Annotated in this window: 14 protein-coding genes, 1 tRNA gene and 1 pseudogene; 9 read left to right on the top strand and 7 right to left on the bottom strand. The window is 38.0% G+C overall.

Features of this window, described 5'->3' with window-relative positions:
• Positions 1-121: 121 nt before the first annotated feature.
• The 6 genes from LUA91_RS04740 (at position 122) to LUA91_RS04715 (ending at position 4353) form a co-directional block, all read left to right on the top strand.
• On the top strand, positions 122-1309 hold the full coding sequence (locus LUA91_RS04740; RefSeq protein ID WP_231424880.1) for a 1-deoxy-D-xylulose-5-phosphate reductoisomerase: 1188 nt from the start codon (positions 122-124) through the stop codon (positions 1307-1309).
• A 29-nt stretch (positions 1310-1338) separates the two neighbouring features.
• Positions 1339-2727: an RIP metalloprotease RseP gene (rseP, locus tag LUA91_RS04735; RefSeq protein WP_231424879.1), complete on the top strand. Its 1389-nt coding sequence runs from the start codon at positions 1339-1341 to the stop codon at positions 2725-2727.
• An 83-nt stretch (positions 2728-2810) separates the two neighbouring features.
• Positions 2811-3329, top strand: a complete 519-nt coding sequence (gene hscB, locus LUA91_RS04730) for a Fe-S protein assembly co-chaperone HscB (protein ID WP_231424878.1) — start codon at positions 2811-2813, stop codon at positions 3327-3329.
• 292 nt (positions 3330-3621) lie between these two features.
• The gene (locus LUA91_RS04725; RefSeq protein ID WP_231424877.1) at positions 3622-3930 is read left to right on the top strand and encodes a DUF3817 domain-containing protein; all 309 of its coding nucleotides are present in this window, start codon (positions 3622-3624) and stop codon (positions 3928-3930) included.
• Between the two features lie 77 nt (positions 3931-4007).
• Positions 4008-4087 (top strand) — tRNA-Leu (locus LUA91_RS04720).
• The gene (locus tag LUA91_RS04715) at positions 4051-4353 is read left to right on the top strand and encodes a hypothetical protein (protein WP_231424876.1); all 303 of its coding nucleotides are present in this window, start codon (positions 4051-4053) and stop codon (positions 4351-4353) included. The genes LUA91_RS04720 and LUA91_RS04715 overlap by 37 nt, the downstream gene beginning before the upstream one ends.
• A gap of 942 nt (positions 4354-5295) precedes the next feature.
• On the opposite strand, the gene LUA91_RS04710 is transcribed toward LUA91_RS04715, so the two are convergent.
• The 3 genes from LUA91_RS04710 to LUA91_RS04700 all read right to left on the bottom strand — a co-directional run bounded on the left by LUA91_RS04710 (position 5296) and on the right by LUA91_RS04700 (position 8428).
• Entirely contained in the window at positions 5296-5562 is a 267-nt protein-coding gene (locus LUA91_RS04710; RefSeq protein ID WP_231424875.1) for a type II toxin-antitoxin system RelE/ParE family toxin, read from the bottom strand.
• On the bottom strand, positions 5562-5810 hold the full coding sequence (locus LUA91_RS04705; RefSeq protein ID WP_231424874.1) for a hypothetical protein: 249 nt from the start codon (positions 5808-5810) through the stop codon (positions 5562-5564). The genes LUA91_RS04710 and LUA91_RS04705 overlap by 1 nt, the downstream gene beginning before the upstream one ends.
• 236 nt (positions 5811-6046) lie before the next feature.
• On the bottom strand, positions 6047-8428 hold the full coding sequence (locus tag LUA91_RS04700) for a mechanosensitive ion channel family protein (protein ID WP_231424873.1): 2382 nt from the start codon (positions 8426-8428) through the stop codon (positions 6047-6049).
• A 230-nt stretch (positions 8429-8658) separates the two neighbouring features.
• On the opposite strand from LUA91_RS04700, the gene LUA91_RS04695 reads away from it, so the two are divergent.
• The gene (locus LUA91_RS04695) at positions 8659-9486 is read left to right on the top strand and encodes a hypothetical protein (protein WP_231424872.1); all 828 of its coding nucleotides are present in this window, start codon (positions 8659-8661) and stop codon (positions 9484-9486) included.
• Between the two features lie 963 nt (positions 9487-10449).
• Here LUA91_RS04695 and LUA91_RS04690 read toward each other — a convergent pair.
• From LUA91_RS04690 to LUA91_RS04675, 4 genes and pseudogenes are all read right to left on the bottom strand, one after another.
• A pseudogene (locus LUA91_RS04690) lies at positions 10450-11209 on the bottom strand (SDR family NAD(P)-dependent oxidoreductase).
• A 34-nt stretch (positions 11210-11243) separates the two neighbouring features.
• Positions 11244-12113 (bottom strand): heparin lyase I family protein, encoded by an 870-nt coding sequence (locus LUA91_RS04685; RefSeq protein ID WP_231424871.1) that lies wholly within the window; start codon positions 12111-12113, stop codon positions 11244-11246.
• Between the two features lie 59 nt (positions 12114-12172).
• Positions 12173-14152, bottom strand: coding sequence for a heparin-sulfate lyase HepC (gene hepC, locus LUA91_RS04680; RefSeq protein ID WP_231424870.1), 1980 nt, complete (start codon positions 14150-14152; stop codon positions 12173-12175).
• Between the two features lie 2 nt (positions 14153-14154).
• Entirely contained in the window at positions 14155-15357 is a 1203-nt protein-coding gene (locus LUA91_RS04675) for a glycoside hydrolase family 88 protein (protein ID WP_231424869.1), read from the bottom strand.
• A gap of 326 nt (positions 15358-15683) precedes the next feature.
• On the opposite strand from LUA91_RS04675, the gene LUA91_RS04670 reads away from it, so the two are divergent.
• Both LUA91_RS04670 and LUA91_RS04665 read left to right on the top strand, forming a co-directional pair.
• Positions 15684-16634 (top strand): ROK family protein, encoded by a 951-nt coding sequence (locus tag LUA91_RS04670; RefSeq protein WP_231424868.1) that lies wholly within the window; start codon positions 15684-15686, stop codon positions 16632-16634.
• Between the two features lie 177 nt (positions 16635-16811).
• Positions 16812-19979: a TonB-dependent receptor gene (locus LUA91_RS04665; protein ID WP_231424867.1), complete on the top strand. Its 3168-nt coding sequence runs from the start codon at positions 16812-16814 to the stop codon at positions 19977-19979.
• The last annotated feature ends 11 nt before the right edge of the window (positions 19980-19990 follow it).

The following is a 19990-nucleotide window of genomic DNA, read 5'->3' as shown; positions in this document are numbered from 1 at the left end:
TGTTTATGATTGTGATAAAGTAATTTAAATTTACCAATTATAGATGTTACGATTTGCAGCCACTTCAAATATTGACAAAAACTTAATGAGGTGACAGCCATTAACAAATGAAAAAAAACAATTGAACAATACAAAAATAAAACAATCTGTAAAGCTCATCACCATTTTAGGTTCTACAGGAAGTATCGGTACGCAGGCACTCGAGGTAATTCGTGATAATCCATCTATTTTTAAAGTTTCGGTATTATCAGCATTAAAAAATTCAGAGTTGCTAATACAACAAGCGAGGGAATTTAAGCCAGAGACTGTAGTGATCTGTGATGAAAGTCAATATTCATATGTAAAAGATTCACTTTCAGATCTTAAAATCAATGTATTGGCTGGAGAAGCTGCTCTATCAGAAGTGGCTGCTTATCCACAAAGCGATATTGTACTTACCGCCTTGATGGGTTCAGTTGGGTTAAAACCCACCATTGCTGCCATCAAAGCAGGTAAAAATATTGCATTGGCCAATAAAGAAACGTTAGTGGTTGCCGGAGAATACATCACAAACTTAGCTAAAACACATCAAGTTAAAATCCTCCCGGTAGATTCCGAGCATTCGGCAATATTTCAATGCTTGGTGGGCGAGGAGCAGAACGAAATCGAGAAAATCTATCTTACTGCATCCGGAGGGCCATTTCTTGGAAAAGACAAAAATTTCTTATCATCAGTAAAAAAAGAACAGGCTTTAAAACATCCTAACTGGGTAATGGGTGCAAAGATTACCATCGATTCTGCATCACTCATGAACAAGGGATTGGAAGTGATCGAAGCCAAATGGCTTTTTAATCTTGCTGTTGACCAGATTGATATAATTGTTCATCCACAATCGATTATCCACTCTATAGTTCAGTTCACCGATGGATCGATGAAAGCACAAATGGGCGTTCCTGATATGAAATTGCCTATTCAATATGCTTTAAATTATCCCGATAGGCTAAAAAACAATTTTAAGCGTTTTAACTTCTTGGATTATCCAAACTTCAGTTTTCAGAAGGCAGATACGGAAACCTTTAAAAATTTAGATCTGGCATTTAAATCCTTAAGAAAGGGAGGCAACATGCCCTGTATTTTAAATGCAGCGAATGAAATTGTAGTGGAAGCATTTTTAAAAGATAAAATTGGTTTCCTGCGAATGAGTGAGGTGATTGAGCAATGTATGGAAGAAATTGGGTTCATAGAAAAACCACAATTGGCCGATTATTTAGAAACTGACAAACATAGCCGTATCTTAGCCGGCGAATTAGTAACAAAAAGTAAAGTTTAACATCTAACAGAAAAATATTAGTATAGCGTATGAATGGATTGATTATGGCGGGGCAGCTGTTGCTCGGATTGTCTTTATTGGTAATATTACACGAATTAGGACATTTCTTGGCAGCCAGGGCATTTGGAATCAAAGTAGAAAAATTTTATTTGTTTTTTGATGCCTGGGGTTTTAAACTCTTCAGCTTCAAAAAAGGAGATGTTGAATATGGAGTGGGTTGGTTACCGCTTGGTGGTTACGTAAAAATTGCCGGAATGATTGACGAGAGCATGGATACCGAGCAAATGGCTCAACCTGCTCAACCCTGGGAGTTTCGCTCTAAGCCAGCTTGGCAGCGCTTAATTGTGATGCTTGGCGGTATCATTGTGAATATTATTGTAGGCATTATCATTTTTTGGATGCTTACTTTCAAATATGGTCAAACCTATACGGTGAATGGAAAGTTAACTGATGGGATTTCTGTAGGTACAAATGGTAAAGAAATTGGCCTGAAGAATGGCGATCGTATATTAGCAATCAACGGGAATAAGTTAATTAAATTTGAGGATGCCATATCGAGCAAGGTTTTATTTGATGGTGCACAGCTAACAATTTTGAGAGGGAATCAAACGCTGTATATATCAGTTCCTGATACGATTTTAAATAAGCTTTCTAAAAACGATAAAGAAAATTTTATTGCGCCACGTTACCGGATGGCAAGAGTGGAAACCGTTCTTGCGCCAAATGAAAAGGCCGATAAACAGTCTTTCTTTGATAAATTATTTAAAAGACCTTACGAAAAACCTGTTTATCCGGCTTATGCTGCGGGCATCAAACCTGGTGATAGTATTTTAGCTGTTAATGGAAAATCTGTTACCTTTTTCGATCAATTTAAAGATGAAGTTTTTAGCAATAAAAACAAGCAAATCAATATTGCGGCACTTCGTAACGGAAAGGAAATTAATTTCGATGTTAAAGTAGGCAAAGAAGGAACTATCGGAATTGGACCCAGATTTAAAATGCCTGAAACTGCACATGTGGATTTCGGATTCGCTGAGTCGTTACCTGTTGGTGCAACAATGGCTTATAGTACCTTTCTGGATAATGCGAAGGGCATTGGTAAAATGATCACCGGAAAGTTGAGTGCTCGTAATATCAGCAGTCCGATAGGGATTGCAAAGGTTTATGGCTCTACGTTCGATTGGATTAAATTCTGGACTTTAACCGGATTAATCTCCATGGCATTGGCTTTTATGAATTTACTGCCAATTCCAGGTTTAGATGGTGGTCATGTAGTATTCTTATTAATCGAAATGGTACAACGCAAGCCTGTGAGCGAAAAAGTATTAGAGAAAGCTCAAATTGTAGGTTTCGTTATCTTGATTTGTTTAATGGTGTTTGCTTTTGGTAATGATATTCTGAAATCTTTCGGTAAGTAATAGAGGCGGAGGTTGAGGCTAAGTTTGGAGATAACTCTTTAAACTTTACCCTCAACCTTTGCTTATTCCCAATATCTTCTTCTATGAATTATTTTGAATTTTATGAATTGCCAGTTCAGTTCAATCCCGATCAGAACGCAATCAAAACGAAGTTTTATGCCCTCAGCAAAAAATTTCATCCCGATTTTTATGCCAATGAAAGTGCTGCAAAACAAGAGGAAGTTTTAAATCTTTCTACTCTAAATAATAAAGCTTACCAAACATTGAGCAATGCCAATAAGCGCTTAAAATATGTGTTAGAATTGAAAGGGATTATAGAAACTGATGAAGGTTATCAACTGCCACAATCTTTTTTGATGGAAATGATGGATGTGAATGAAGCATTGATGGATCTTGAATTCGATCCCGATGCTGATAAATTAATTCAAGTTAGAAATGAGGTCAATACCATCGAAACTACACTTGAAACTGAATTGAAAGCTTTATTATATCAATTCGATCAAAATCCAAATGATTCTACAGAATTATTCCCTTCAATCAAAGATCTGTTTTATCGCCAAAAATACATTGCCCGAATTAGGGAGCGTCTGCCGAAAAGTTAGATTGATTTACGATCTAAATTCTTCAAGGTATCCAATTCAACACATGCCTTAAAATGCAATCATCCTGCCTTAGGCATGCAATGGAACCCCAATAGGGCATCAAGAGGGATTAAGCTTTGTAAAGAGATTCCAAGCACATATAATTTCGTTACTACTGTTCGTAAATAGCCAATGGTCTTATGTAAACTGGGTCTCAAAGAATCATACTTTCTGCTCAACACCCAATTGTCAAATCATTTTTTAGTTTTTGATTGTCAACCGCTTTGTTTTACTTTCGAAAAAAATCAGATATATGAGTTCACTATCCATTTTTCGCAAGGTTGCTGTTGCAGAAGGCATTTCGTATTTACTATTGCTATTTATTGCAATGCCTGTAAAATACATTTTCCATTATAAAGAGTTGGTTAAATATACTGGATGGGCGCACGGACTATTGTTTGTGCTTTATGCAGCAACGCTAATATTGGCGTGGCAGGAACAGAAATGGAAATTTGGCAAAGCTGTACTGATTTTCTTGGCTTCGCTATTGCCATTTGCACCATTTATTGTTGATAGAAAGCTAAAAGATGAACGACCTAAAAACGCAAGTGGCATAGGGTAAATTAGTTATAAATTATTTTAAAATAATTTTGTGATTTAGCCAGGCGTTACATACATTTGCAACCCCGTCCAACACATGCCCGGATGGCGGAATTGGTAGACGCGCTGGTCTCAAACACCTGTGGGAAACCGTGCCGGTTCGACTCCGGCTCCGGGTACTAACCGGGCTCAAGCCCAAAACCTTAAAGGGTTGCTCGTTAAAAAGCAACCCTTTTTGCTTGACTTTCAGGATGTTATCATTGAACGTTGGATCGATAAAAGCGGTTCTAAACATATCGTCACCCCATACCAGATTATCTTTGAACACACCTCTCATGAGTGTATGCTTCTGCGTTATGTTACCTTTTTGATAGATTTCGTAAAGGTTGGTAAGATTTGGCAGAATTCGGTCGACAAGCTCATCTTCATTTCTGATTTTAGATAGTTGATTTCCTTTTAATGAATATTCCAACATTGCCTTTTCCTCTTTAAATTTTTGAAACCAGGTCTGATAAGTGGAACTTTCTATCTCATTATTCATCAGACGCTCTTCGAGCTTGAAGATCTTTTCATTTAATTCATGGAGTTTCTTAATCTTATTCTGATGCTGTTCCTTCTTTAATTTTAGTGGTTCTATTGATAGTGCTATCGCTGTCTCCTTTATGAACTGAACCTGATGTGCGGAGAAGCTTAAACCTTTAAGCAAAGTTTCGATTGCGTCATGTAGTTTAGTTGGAGATTTCGTTAAGACTGATCAACTTATTTCGGAATTTAGGGTCAGTGTGTTTCGGTCTCGACTGACCACTCCAACAGACTAATAAATAATATGTTAGACATAAGTTGTGCCTTTTGTTAGAGTGGTCAACCTGACACGGAATTAGTTGGTCAAGGTCGCCGAAATCTCCAATAGAAGCCGGATTCTTTATTTTGTTAATCCCATTCATGATTCTTTGGATTGTAACTATCATTTATCATAGGAAAGCAGAGAAAAATTTCAGCAATGTTAACTAGATGAAGGAAATTCTGGATAAGCTAGGGAAAGTCTAAAATCTAAGAAAAAAGTAAAATTTATGATGTTTTGAAAATCTTACACACTCAAGTTGGGAAGATTTCAGTATATAATTATTTGTGCAATTAAATTGAGTCAACTGGTATCTTCCCAGATGTGTTCATCAAGTGATAAAATTGGTCTACGATAGTGCCAAAATCTTCCATTGAAAGAATTAAACTTTTTCTTCGTTTTGTGAGACGGAAAATTTTGATTGCAATCGGAGAAACGATCACCAAAGTGTAGTGATTTTTTATAGTAGAGTTCTCTTATTTTTTAATTGGTCAACAGCCTGTTGACCAATTAAAATTTTTGAGATTTTGTATTATCTAATTACGATCAAGGAAATATCTTGTATATATCGTTTCTTTTCACAAATCGGGCTAACTCAATAGTGTCATCATTTTTATAAAATCCCAATCGATAATCCCCAACTCTCCAACGATAAGCTGTAGAGAAACCTTTCATTTTTTTTATGTTTACAAGCTCTTCTAAGCTTTCAGCATTTTCAATCTCTATAACAAAGTCTTTGATTTTATCTTTCAATTTTTTATCGGTGAGTTTCTTAATGTCATTTAGAAAACTTCGTAAAATAATAATTTCCATTAGTCCAAAGCCTTCATTAATTCATCACGACTTACTACATCATTTCTATCTGCTTGTTGCATAAGTAATAGTAAACCCAAATCCTCTTTATCTTCTTCAGATAATGTCTTCAAGCGTTCTTTTTCTTTATATTCCACGTAAAAAGAAACAGCCTTTTCCATGACTGATTTAACACTTACTTCTTCAAAAACAGATAATATTTTTAATTTAGTTAAAAGACTGTCGTCAATATCAATGTTCTTTTTCATTTTAATATTTTAATAACGTAAAAATATATGAAATATATTATATACACAATATATGTAATATGTTTTTGAATTTTATTTTTTATTGTTCTATATTCTTTTATTTCTTCGTTTTGTGAGACATGTTTGCTCTTTAAAATACTTTTATGCTCTTGAGTTTTCAAATACCATTTTATGCTGCGAAGATCAATTGAATCTAATATCGTTAGAATGCTTTAGAAATTTCTCAGCAATTAATATTAAGAATCTTCTGTTTTATGCAAATAAATTTCCTGTTGGTTGAATGGAATTTTAATGTTGTTCTGCCGAAAAGATTCATTTATGGCGATGATAAGGTCACTTTTTGTCGAGCCGTTTTCGTTAAGGGTTCTTGTCCAAACCAATATCTTAAGCGCAATAGCATTTTCTCCGAATTCCTCAAATTGAACAACAGGCTTAGGGTTTTTTAAAATCCTGTCTTCGCTTTCCAAGATTCCATTAATTAGCATTTTGCACTGTCTTAGGTCTGTTTCGTAGCCCACGCCAACATTAATAGCCATTCGTTTTCTTCCACCGGCAAGTGTCCAGTTCATTAAATGCGAATTCAAGAGATCGCCATTTGGCATGACAAGGTCTCCACCGTCAAACGTGGTAATCACGCTACTACGAAATCCTATGGATTTCATTGTGCCACCCTGTCCATCCACATCCACAAGATCGCCAACATTTACAGGTTTTTCAAATGCAATGATCAGGCCGCTTACTAAATTGTTGACTAAAGTCTGTAGTCCAAAACCAATTCCTACCCCTAAGGCACCAATAATAATTGTAATTCTGTCGAGCGGAATGCCTGCCGCTGCCAGTGCCAGAAAAAGTCCTATACAAAGTATCACTAATCTTACCAGGAGCACCCAGCTACCCAAACCTCTCTTTATAGATTGTTCATTTTTACTATTTACAAGATGGTCATCTGAGGTAAAGAAAGAAACAATTTTTGATATGATGACCGCGATAGCCATAATGCCGAAAAACAGTAATAGCCCATTAATGCTAAAGCTGTAGTCTCCTATACGGTGTTCGTTCTCCAAAAGGTTTAGAAATGGCCTGGAGAACAAATCAAACTGTGGGAAATTGTGCCCCATAATTACCAGCCAACCCAGTACTAACAGGAGATATAAAATAGCGGGCGCTTTATTGCCAACTTTTCCCAGATTAAGATAAAAGAGCTTCCGGTCCTGTACGGTGTAAACATCGAATGCCAGAAGAAGCCCTTCGTTGATCAATCTAACCACCCACAGGAAAATGATCGATATTACCACATTTAAAAACCCCACCAGGAATAGTGTTTTAGAAAGATTGAAACGGCCATAGATATTGAAAACAGCAGAAATAACCTCGAATATAACCATAATGCCAATGGAATAACAGATCCATTTTTCTTTTAACTCGGCATATCTTTTCTGCAGCAGGATAGTTATTCCTGCACCCGAGCCTAGTATGGAAAAAATGAGCATGAACCAACGCTCATCGCGGGAGGATTGAAGTAAAATATTTCCGAATGAGGAAGCTAAGAGTACCACTACCATAAATAGCCAAACCTTCATCCAGTAGCTGGCGATGAAATTTCTAAATAGAACGCTTAGGCAAGCGGCACTAATTATCCAAATAATCAGACTGAGTATAAATGGGGGCGAAATGAGGATAAACTGGAACAGACTCAATACAATTACAACAGCCGATAGTAACGGGTAGCGTATGGCGAGCTGACCGCTCATGTCGTTTTTGATCAGACCTTTACGCTTATAGATATTTTTTAATGCTTTGAGGTATAAATAGGAGCTGATAACAAGGAGTAAAATTAGCACAAGCTTACCTGTATTATTTCCTACGTAATATTTTAGTGTGAGCAGGTTCTTCTTAATGGAAAAGGTAATGATATCTTTCAAGCTGCGAAAGTGTTTTGGATGCTGCCAAATGTCTGGCAATTCGCGGGTCAGGGAGTTGTAGGCCATATTACGCTCGTATTGCTCCACCTGTTCAATACTATTGGTAAGTTGGCTGATGGCTAAATTATAGGTGTTCAATTGTTTCTGAACCTGCAGGCTCCGGGCTTTTAGGACGGAATCCATAGGCGCTGTTTCGTAAGCAAGCGTACCGAGTATTTTTAAATAATCAACTACAGATACAGAGTCTTTTGGGAAAGCAAAAAGTTCGCGGACAGTTGAAAGGGAATCAAGTTTGTAATGAAATTCCGCAAAAGACTTTTGCCTGGCATCAAGATTACCTTTTATTGTGTTGGTGGACAGTAGAAGCTCCCTTAAAATACGCTTTGTTGAAGCCAGGTTTCGGTAGGTTTGAATCGAACCAACGTTGGTAAAAACACCGTCTGAGGCCGTAGCAAAGACTGATTTAAGACTTTTCAGGTGATTGTTTATGGCAGAAGTATCATGGGAGGATTTTAAAAATGCCTTTGCATTTTGCGTATTCACCCGGATTTCATTAATGACTTTTAGTTGTATGAGTGATATATTGTCTTTCTTGAAATCTTCTTTGCTTTCTTCTTCAGATTTTCTGGCAAATCCCTGCATTTTATCCAGAAAGGTTTCAGATTTACCCGTTAGGCTGTCTGATTTTGTTTTCAAAGGGTTATCGCTTTGGGCGAAGCAGATTTGGTAACAGCAACCACATATTAAGGTGAGGAAAGATAATAGGATATTCTTGAGTTGGCGCTGAGTGGGATTCATTAGTCAATATTAAATAAAAAACTACTAGATGGCAAGCAGATAGCGATTTGTAATATCACTTTTAAAACTGGTAAACATTTGGTATCTTGGTGCATATGTACAAAGAAATGAAAAAAATCTATCTATTAATGCTATGTCTTTCCATTGTGACCTGCAGTTTTGCACAAAATCAGTCGCAAGTTAAAGTGGATATTATCAAAAAATCAAATGGGGAGGAGATAAAGGTAAAAATAATTAGAATTACAGATGCAGAGGTATCGTTTATCTATACGGGAGAAACTGCTGAGTATGTCATCAAAAAAGCAGATATCTCCCAAATTGTTCATTCCAGTGGCCGGTTAGAAACGTTTTCTTCCATGGGTACACCTGCTAACACAAGACAAGCGGATCAGATAACCATGAGTGCGACACCAGCTGATCACCATAATAAAATTGCTATTATTCCATTCACTTATTTAATGGATAATCAACCAGGAGCAGCGGCCATCGGTTTAAAAGCACAGCAGGATGCTTACAGCCTGCTTGGTCAGCATTCGGCTGGTTATAAAATTATAGATCCCCGAACAACCAATGCGGCATTGATTCAGGCTGGTGTTACCCCTGAAAAAATGATGGGTTTTACGATGAAAAACCTTTGTGACATACTGGGGGTGGAATACATCATTGATGGTACGGTCACCCAGAACAAAGGTTATTCAACCAGCACAACATCTACTAATGAAGATACCAAAATTAAGCGCAATGATGCTGATAAAGTAAAAGGAATATCCAATAGTGGTTCATCTTACAGTAGCGCAGCCCAGCGTTACGATATAAGTGTGAGCCTTCAAATTTATATGGATAATAATGCCAGTATTTATAATGCAAGTCATAAAGCTTTTTTGAGTAGTACAGATGGATCCTATAGTGCACCTCTTGAATATCTACTGAAACGGTGCCCGCTATATCGTAGGTAAAGCCATCGTGATGCTGAATTTAATCTATCGGCAATTGGACTTCATTCGTTTTTAACTCTGGTCGCATCCTCATTACTTTCTTCAATTAACAATAAATGGGGTAAGCCTCCATTTTTCGGGATATTTTCTTTTTACCGCAACTAGTGCAGTATTGGGTATAATTAATGCTTTACATTTTATTCTTATATTATGCATGCCCTTCACAGGCCTTCATATATTAGTAACTGGTATATTTCATGAAGTTATATATAACAGCAGAGAGCTTTCTGAACTAGCCACAGATACTAAATTTTTTTTAAATATTATAAGCAGTTTGCTCTATATCGGTAGTCTGATTGTTGCCCTGATGATCACTTTAGCTAAAGGAAAAATATAAGGAGAAGGTTGATCTGGGCTATAGTTTTCACCTTAATACCTTTTACACTTATATTTCTGAAACTATTGTTTGTTCCTATATAAAATTTTGATAGAAGTATGTATAAGTGGAGATTTCGTTAAGACTGATCAACTTATTTCGGAGTTTAGGTCAGTGTGTTTCGGTCTCGACTGACCACTCCAGCAGACTAATAAATAATATGTTAGAGATAAGTTGTGCCTTTTCTTAGAGTGGTCAACCTGACACGGAATTAGTTGGTCAAGGTTGCCGAACTCTCCAAATTATCACCCAAGCGTAGATTTCATACAATCGGGAACAACCAATCTTCGCGCAGATGCAAAACGGGTTAACCAATTAGTGATAACTTCACTGTTAAACCATAAATATTTTATTAGTACCTACGATTTTTTATAGCAGGAATTTTATTTCCCTTTGGGAATTTGCTGTTATACATTTAAGTATATAAGAGTAATCAATAGTAGGAATCTTGACAAAGATTGTCACCACCCTGTATAAACAGCGAAATGAAGAAACCCTGCAACTCACCTGATTTGTTCCAATATTAAATTATATAGATAAAATTAAAATTACCTTCCCATCCATCCTCCGTCAACAACGAGTATTGTTCCATGAACATAATAACTAGCTTGTGAAGCCAGGAATAGTAGTGGTCCTTTGAGATCCTCGGGCTTGCCCCATCCTCCAGCGGGGATTCTCGCTAGAATGTTGCTGTTTTCGTTCATTGTCCTCCCGAATTGCACTAGTATTGTCTGTGGCAATATATCCGGGGGCGATTGCGTTGACGTTTATTCCTTTGGAAGCCCATTCATTAGCAAAGGCTTTAGTCAGCGAGGCAACACTACCTTTGCTAGCTGCATAACTAGGCACGGTAACTCCTCCCTGAAACGATAGGAGCGAGGCGATGAAAATAATTTTGCCGCTGCCTCGAGAAATCATTTCTTTCCCGAACTCCCGGCTGAGAATAAATGGTGCTGTCTGGTTGATGGAAATGACCTCGTCCCAAAATTCGTCTTTATGTGTTGAAATAGGTTCCCTTAATATGGTACCAGCGTTATTTACTAAGATATCTATGCAAGAGTGGTTTTTTTTGACCTCGGTTATAAACTGGTAAATATTTTCCCGTTTTGCAAAGTCACACTGATAGGGGTAAAAATTTCTACCTAGAATGCCAATTTGAGTTTCAACGTTGCTTGCAGTCATTTCCAAACTCGCCGATACGCCGATAACATCTGCTCCTGCTTCCGCCAACGCAATGGCCATTGCTTTTCCAATGCCCCTTTTGCAACCGGTAACTAAAGCTGTTTTACCAGAAAGATTAATTTCAATGTGTCCGTTGCTTTTTTATTGTATACGTTGCAACTTATTGTAGCGGCAACTTAATAATTCTAATGTTGTCATGGTAGGCAATACGGGTCAACGGCGCTTGAGTTACATAGGCCCCCCATTTAATGTAGCCTACATTTCCAATACTTACATTTCCAGCAAATGTGGAATAGTTTATTTTTTCATCTACCAAAATATAACTACTCTGTCCTGGCAGCTTCATATAGGTTTTCATGTAGCCCGTATTATTATCGGCCCATAATACATCTACCCTAAAATTTAACCATTGGTTTACATATGGGCGCAAGTCTGTAATAATGTCTTTTATTGAAGTAGAACCTTCATATCTCAAACGCATTGCATTTCTCGCCGTTCGAAATTGTAACGGAACGCCAGATCCGGATGAAGAATTGCCTGATACTTTAAGTTGGTAGATGGTTGTTTCATACGTTGGGCCTGAAATCCATGGTGTCCAGTCTTTTAATAAAACACTGAATTCGTAACGACGTTCGTCGCCAGGGAAAAACCTAGCACTTTGTATAGTGACTGCGTCACTTTCACTTCGTATGTTTCCATCAGAATTGTATGCGGTATCGCCATATACGATTTTATGAGCTATAGCATAATTACTGCCATTATTTGCAGGATTTACCATATAAGCGGCATCTGCAGCACTTGCATGCGTGGCCGTTACACCAGTAATTCCCGAATTGAATGTGCCGGTTTCATAATTTACATTAAGGATGGTATCGCCATTGCTAAATGTACCACTCACATTCTCAACATTACTTCTTTTACTTAAGGATAGTGATGAAACATTTCCATTGATGTCTACCGCCTTCTCTTTGCTACAAGATACAGCTATAATCATGATAAATAACAGGTACTTTTGTAGTACAAAATTCATGTTTTTCATTCGGGTATTTGGTTAACGTATGACAAATAATGAGATATGACAAAGAGTATTTATTGATTAATGTTGGTTTTAATGTTTTCGCTCTTTCCGTTGATCATCAATGTGAAATCTATTTTGCCTTTAATAAAGTCATTTCCAGTATTTTCCTTCATCGTTATTTCTGGTGCTTTTGTCCCCGTAAAAGGATAAATCACGCTGATGAAATACTGTGTTGCGGTATCTACCTTATGTTTTTCGAACGCTACCCCAGGTCTAGGCATTTCCTTTCTGTACTCGTAAGAAACCTTGCTTTGCTCTTCCAGTAAAGTTACCCTATCTGGATTGAGCGATTGAATTAACAAGTTGTTACCATCGCTATAGGTGGTATATATTAGACGTGCCGACTTATTGTAAACTGGTTTGGAATCTTCTTGCAAATGAAAGCGAACACCCAGTTTTCCTATTGCAGATCCGATTGCTCTATCAATAATGACAAAATATTTTTGATCAATGAAAAAAACAGTTCGCTTATGATCTAAATCCTTATAACTCGGGTTGATGAATGTCAATACGTCCATCATTTTACCCGTTTTCCATTTGTTTTCTTTAGCATCGGTAATGACCATATTCTGATCATTCAATGTTAGTGTATTATGCATCTTGGTTTGGCGATACTGTTCACGCAGCTTGTTGATTACCGCATCGCCACTGTAGACAAAGGCTCCGGCATCAGGCATAAAATTTCTGCCCTTTATGTAAAGCTCAAAGGTTCCGTTATCTGGTTGCGCATGGAATTCTCCAGGAGGGCTTGCTTTTAAAACCATCACTGTTGATTTTTCGTTCCAGCCGTTCCTGAAAGTATAAAAACCCGCATTGCTAGATGCATGAGAAAGGTGATCTGGGAGTTCTCCTTCTTTACCTTCAGTTGCAAAATATCGGATCACTTCATTTTCCGGAAAACTTTTGGCCCAATTTTGATATTGTTTGATTCTCCCTGATTTATCCACAATCCATGAATCGCCGAACATTGGCGCATTATAATCGGGAAAAGAAAAATCGATATTGGCCATGATCATATGCTCAATCGTCTTGCTAAACGTTTCAGGGAATTCACTTTCAACACCAGCCATCTTAGCTGCGTTATAAGCTTTGAGAAAGATATCAATAGATGCTATATGATAAGTAGGGGACAGCTCAAATTGCACTCCGTCAGCATAAACCTGTTTTTTGATTTCCGCATTTAATACATCAATACCGCTTTTTCTCCAAAATGGAGATTCCTTAAATTCAGGGAAGAATGACCCTGCAAAGAGAACTCTTTGTGCCTCAAACAAAAGGTGGTTTCCTACTTTTGAATAATGCTCCGGGATGTAACCGACCTGTTGGTGGAAGGATTTTAAGAATTCCATTAAAAATGCAGGCGTGAACTCAGGTGATGACAGAAATAAATTGAAGGTTCCCGGCAAGCTTTGTACTCTTTCTGAAACTTCCAATGGCCTCCAGGCATAGGCGTCGTTATCTGCAGAAAGTCCTAATGGGTTTTTCTTATCCCAATCGCGGAATTGGTAGACCCATTCCGCTGCATATTTTTCTTCTCTACTGCTTCGGTAGGCCAATCCCATTGTTTGCCACCAGTATACGCGATGCAGCTGCCACCTTACCTCGTTATCCTTTACCGGCCAGAGCTGCCAATTGATGTCTTTTCCATAATCGAAAAATCCGTAACCTTTATGTGGCTGGAATTTATGAAGCAATGCGTTATCTGCTTTCTCTTGGTTTGCTGCCCCTATCAATTTTCCTTTGAAACGCTGCTCATCTCCGATATTAAACTCAGGATGGCGAATTTTTTTTCGGTTTCGGTAATATAACAACAGCTCTTGGGCAGCATCATCATACTTGGCAGATTGAAAGCGTTGATTTACTTTTTCTAACCCTGGATAAGTTAAGTTAATATTGCTGAAGTCTTCTCTTGAAATCGGGCCTTCCTGAGCCTTTAAACTTACAATGAACCCTAAAAGAATTGCGAGGGTAATATATATTCTTAATTTCATGGTTAAGGTTTTTTGAATGTTTTTGAATTAATTTTTTTGATTTCTTTATAACGTTTCAGTGCTTCCAGGTAGTAGTAATCTGCATAATCAAGGGGAGTATCAATTTCTGAATTATAAAGGAAAGCACCAACGCTGTGTTTCAAAATAAAATACTTGTTTTCACCAGGTTTTGCTAGATAATCATCAGATGAAAGGGATTTTAGAATATCCTCTGCATAATTGAGATATTTCTGACCATCCTTAACTTGAGTACTTAGTTCTAATAATCCTGATGCGATAACTGCTGCGGCTGAAGCATCTCTAGGCGCCCGCTCTGCTGTGTCAAGGGCGTTATGAACATCGAAATCCCAAGCAGGTATTTTATCTTTTGGCATTTTTGGATGATTCATGATGAAAGCTGCGATGTGTTCAGCCTGAGCCAAAAATCTCTCATCTTTAGAATTAGCGTAACACATGGCGTATCCATACAATCCCCACGCTTGCCCACGAGCCCAAGCCGATTCATCAGTCAAACCTTGATGTGTTGCCTTTCGAATGACTTGACCTGTTTTCGGATCATAATCTACAACGTGATAGGAACTATAATCTTTCCTAAAATGATTTTTAAGCGTTGTTAAAGCATGGGCATTCGCAGCATTCGCGTAGCTGGGCTGTTTTAGAGTATTTGAAGCCCAATACAGATATTCCAAATTCATCATGTTATCAATAATAACCGGATAATTCCACCAGGCGAAATCCCATGATCTGATCACTCTGATTTTAGGATCGAAACGGTTCAATAAATGCTTTGCGCCATCTTTTAGTGCAGGAAGGTATTGTTGATCGCCGGTTATTCGATAAGCATTTCCATAAGAACAGTAAAGCATAAAACCAACATCATGCGTATTGGTGATATACCTTGCCGAGTCTAAGGCTAAAGTAAAGCGTTTGGCATCAGCGGCAAGGGTTTTATCTCTCGTAAGTTCATAGCCATACCATAACGAGCCTGGGAAAAATCCGGTTGTCCAATCTTTATAGGGAGCCAACCTTACCGTTCCATCTGGATTAACAGAACGCGGATTTTTTCCCGGACTGTAAGTGCTAGCCGCTTTCTTAAGCTGAAGCTCGACGACACGGGTTGCTTTTGAAAACCATTGCGTTTCTTGTTGTGCATAACTTTTAAATGTCAGGGCACTAATAAAGAATATAGTTAGGATTTTTTTCATTTGATAGATTTATCTTTTTTGCTGGTTGAATAATCTGCTTAATAAGCAATTGTGAAATTAGGTTAGGCGATGCATTTTTGATTTTGATTTTCGTTAAAATGCTTTTGATTTTGATTAAGAAACTTTTTGACGGAAACCTTTTAAAATCCGCCATTTGGGAATATTTGCCCCCTCAGCCAATTATTAGCATTAGCCAAAACTTAAATACTTTAGGCTAAAATCGAAACTCTAAGTATCGAAATGCCTGTACTTTAGGGTTCGTTTATGTTCTGCATCGCAAGTAGATCCTAATCATAATTATCTCAACCTGAATAAATGTTTTAAACATGAACCAATTAAATGCAATAGGTATCGACGTTGGCGGATCTTCCATTAAATGCGGGGTTGTAAATGCCCATGGTGAAATTTTGTACTCAACCAACATTTCGCTGAAAAATGTGAAAACACATGGTGCTGTAATCGGCCACATGACCGAAGCCATTAATGATTGCACCAAAAGATATGCTGATACCATTCTTGGGGTTGGTGTAGGCTTTCCCGGCATCATTGAAGATAATATAGTAATTGCAGGTGGAATCAATTTGCCGGGGTTTAGAAATGTAGAGCTGGGGAATATTTTAAAACTGATTACGCGAAAAAATATCATTATTGATAATGATGCAAACCTTATGGGACTCGGTGAGCTCACCTACGGTGCAGCGAAAGACTGTAGTGATGCGGTATTTATTACCGTGGGTACCGGAATAGGAGGTGCTGTATTGATTGATGCAAAACTTTACGGCGGGTTTAAGAACAGGGGAACCGAACTGGGGCATATCATTGTAAATCATAAAGGTAAGGCCTGTGCATGTGGGGCCAGGGGATGTTTGGAAGCCTATGCTTCTGTTACTGCGATGGTCAATCACTATCAATCTATCAATAAAAATGCGCCTGATCATGTTGATGCTAAATATATCGTTAGCCGGTACATGTTGAGGGAAAGTGAGGCGATGGAAGTGATGGAATCTCATTTCGATTACATGGCCACAGGAATCGTAAGTTTTATCAATCTGTTCAATCCACAAAAAGTTATTATTGGTGGAGGCATTAGTGAGTCTGGTTCCTTTTATACCAAAGAGATTGAAAAACGGGTATTGGCATTGGCCGTACCCACAGGACCAGGTTCTGCCCAAATTGTTGCTGCTAGCCTTGGTAACAGAGCAGGGTTATTGGGCTGCGCAGCAAATGTATTTCAAAAATATGGTACAGTTGAAGCGCAACGAAAAATGCTAGTTTAGGCTTGCAATTAATCAAATTCGATAATATTTTAACCAAATTTAAAACTTAAAATGAATGCGATGCCATAGATTCGTTTCTGAAAATGCAGCAATATTTGCACTTAAATTTTAGCAAATATAGCCGCGAACCAACTAACCAACATATTCAAGAATAAATATCAAAATAACCTAACTGAAATGAAAAAAATCCTACTAATGCTATGTCTGCTATGCTTAGTAACTTTATCACAAGCTCAAAATGTGATACTGGTAAAAGGCGTAGTCCGAGATGGAACTAACCAACCAATTCCAGGTGCGACAATTCTTGAAAAAGGCACCAAGAATGCTGTAATATCTTCCCAAAATGGAGCCTATCAGATAAAAGTGCCTGCAAATGCCATACTTGTTTACAGGTATGTGGGATCAAAAATGGTAGAAATCAGTGTGAACAATAGAACTGATATAGATGCAAAATTACAAGATGAATCCAATACCCTTAATGAAGTAGTGGTTACAGGATACGGGCAGGAAACCACTCGTGGTAGTTTAACCGGATCAGTTTCATCCATCAGTGGGACTGAAATTGCTAAAGTGCCTGTTCAAAACGTTGCCCAGGCATTGCAGGGAAGGATTGCCGGAATGCAAGTTACCGTAGGTAGCGGAGATCCCGGGGCTGAACCATCAATAAAAATTAGAGGGGGAACTTCGATTACTCAAAGTAATGAACCACTTTACGTGGTGGATGGTGTACCACAAACGGAAGGGTTGGCTTTTTTAGATCCAATGGATATAGAATCTATTGATGTATTAAAAGATGCTTCTGCCACTGCTATCTATGGCGCTCGGGGTGCCAATGGAGTAGTTTTGGTGACGACCAAGAAACTCAAAGGCGGAAAAACAACTATCAATTATGATGGATATGTCGGTGCCAGAACCACAAGCAAATATTTGCCAGTGCTTAGCCCACTTCAATATGCGCAGTATGCTTACGAGAATTCAGTTCGCGATGCCACCAGGCTTCAGCGATTTATAACTACTTATGGACCTTTTGATTCTTTACAGATCAATTATGGTGATAGACCTGGAATTAACTGGCAAGATGAGGTTTTAGGTAAAACAGTGATGAATCAATACCATAAAATCAGCATTAACGGTGGTAACAGCGAAATCAGATACAATCTTTTCTATTCGAAAAATAACAATGATGGACTGTTATTGAATAGCGGTGCAAATAAGGATATCGCTAAACTTACGGTAACCAACAATATCGGAAAGAAGGGTGTGGTGACAGGTATCGTAAATTATTCCAACCAAGCGATTTATGGAACAGGTGGGACACAAACCGGCGGGAATGCCAGATTAAGTTTTCTGCAAACCTTACTTCAATATCGCCCAATAAACGGGAAAAATAACAATGATCTTGATTTACTGGATGATGCCATAGATCCTTTGGATAACCAAGGAAACCCAGCTTTTCAAAGCCCATTAGTCGCACTTAATTCACGCCAAATTAAACAATCAATCAAAAGTTTGAATGCCAGCGCAACGGCAAGGTATAATATTCTCGATCACCTTACTTATAACGGTTTGATTAGCTATACCAGCCAAACCAATAAGATTAAGACATTCATCGATGCCACCAATATTCAGGCGATTCGTGCGGGTGGACCTAATGGAAGCATTAGTGATGCACTCTCACAACGTGTCTCTTTTAATAACGTGGTAACCTATGCCAACACATTTATGAAAGATCATAAAATGGATATCTCAATCGGTCAGGAATACATTTATAATTATTTGGAAAACTTTTCAGCATCTGCAAGTGGCTTTCCACCTGTTAATAATGGTTTTGATAATCTGGGTGCTGGTACCGTGGCGGGTTTTCCAACTTCTTATGCCGAAGATGATAAATTGCTTTCATTCTTCGCGAGGGGCAATTATGCTTACAAAGGCAGGTATCTATTGAGCGCTTCGTTAAGAAGAGATGGCTCTTCTAAATTCGGATCTGAGAATGTATTTGGTTATTTTCCTTCGGCTGCATTAGCCTGGCGGATTATACAAGAACCTTTTATGAAAGATAATCGCATTTTTTCTGACCTGAAGTTACGTGTGAGTTATGGAAGTTCGGGCAATAACCGAATTGCCAATTATGCCTCGCTAAGTACATTTGTAACGGGTAATTATCCTCTAAACAATCAGATTATCAGCACTGCCTATCAGTCTAATCTATCTAATCCATTTTTAAAGTGGGAAACAGTGGTGCAGCGTAATGTGGGTTTGGATTTAGGTTTATTGAAGCAAAGAATAACCCTTACCACAGATATCTACGATAACCGTTCAAAGGACCTATTATACAATACCCGGATTCCGGCCAGTTCTGGATTTACTACTCAGCTCCAGAATATTGGTGAAACCTCCAGCAAGGGAATCGAATTCACGCTAAACACGGTGACTATCCGGAATGCCGCTTTTCAGTGGAACACTAATTTCAACATCGCATTCAGCAGAACAAAAGTTTTAAAATTGAGCAATGAAGAAAATTCATTACTGGTGAGCAGTTATAACACCTCTTTTAATGATTATATCTTGCAGGTTGGCCAGCCCGTTGGTATTATGTATGGATATATAGGTGATGGACTGTATCAGGTGAATGATTTCAATTTTAACTCGACTACCAATACTTATACACTAAAAAGTGGTGTGGTAAACAATGGAACCGTGGTGCAGCCAGGTTATGCCAAATACGCAGATATAAATGGCCCGAATGGAACGCCGGATGGTCTGATTAATGATTTTGACCGTACAATTATCGGCAATGCGAATCCTAAGTTCACGGGTGGTATCAACAATAGTTTTAGTTATAAAGGAATCGATTTGAGTGTCTTTTTGGATTTTACTTATGGCAATGACATTTACAATGCCAATATCCAAAACAATCTGGCCATAACAGGTGAATACAATAGTAATCTTGCTTTTCAGGCGGAAAGATGGACTAATATAAATGCAGCAGGGCAGTTAGTGACCAATCCTGCGGAACTAGAGGCATTGAATACGGGAAAAAATACAGTCGCCTCTATCGCTGGAGTAACTGCAGGTCGCTTAACCCGATATGCTATAGAGGATGGCTCGTTTGTAAGGATTAACAATGTGAGCCTGGGTTATACTTTTCCAAAGAAATGGCTGGAAAAAGTAAAAATCAAAAATGCCCGAATCTATTTCACTGCGTATAATCTGCATATATTCACCAATTATTCTGGTTATGATCCGGAAGTAAGTGTTATTAATAATCCATTAACGCCGGGGGTAGATTTCAGTGCCTATCCAAGAGGAAAATCTTTTGTAGCTGGATTAAGTTTGTCCCTTTAATATCGATCGAA

This window comes from Pedobacter sp. Leaf250, from assembly GCF_920984735.1.
GTDB lineage: Bacteria > Bacteroidota > Bacteroidia > Sphingobacteriales > Sphingobacteriaceae > Pedobacter.
Note: the sequence above shows the minus strand (reverse complement) of the source record. Positions and strands in the feature narration are given on the sequence as shown.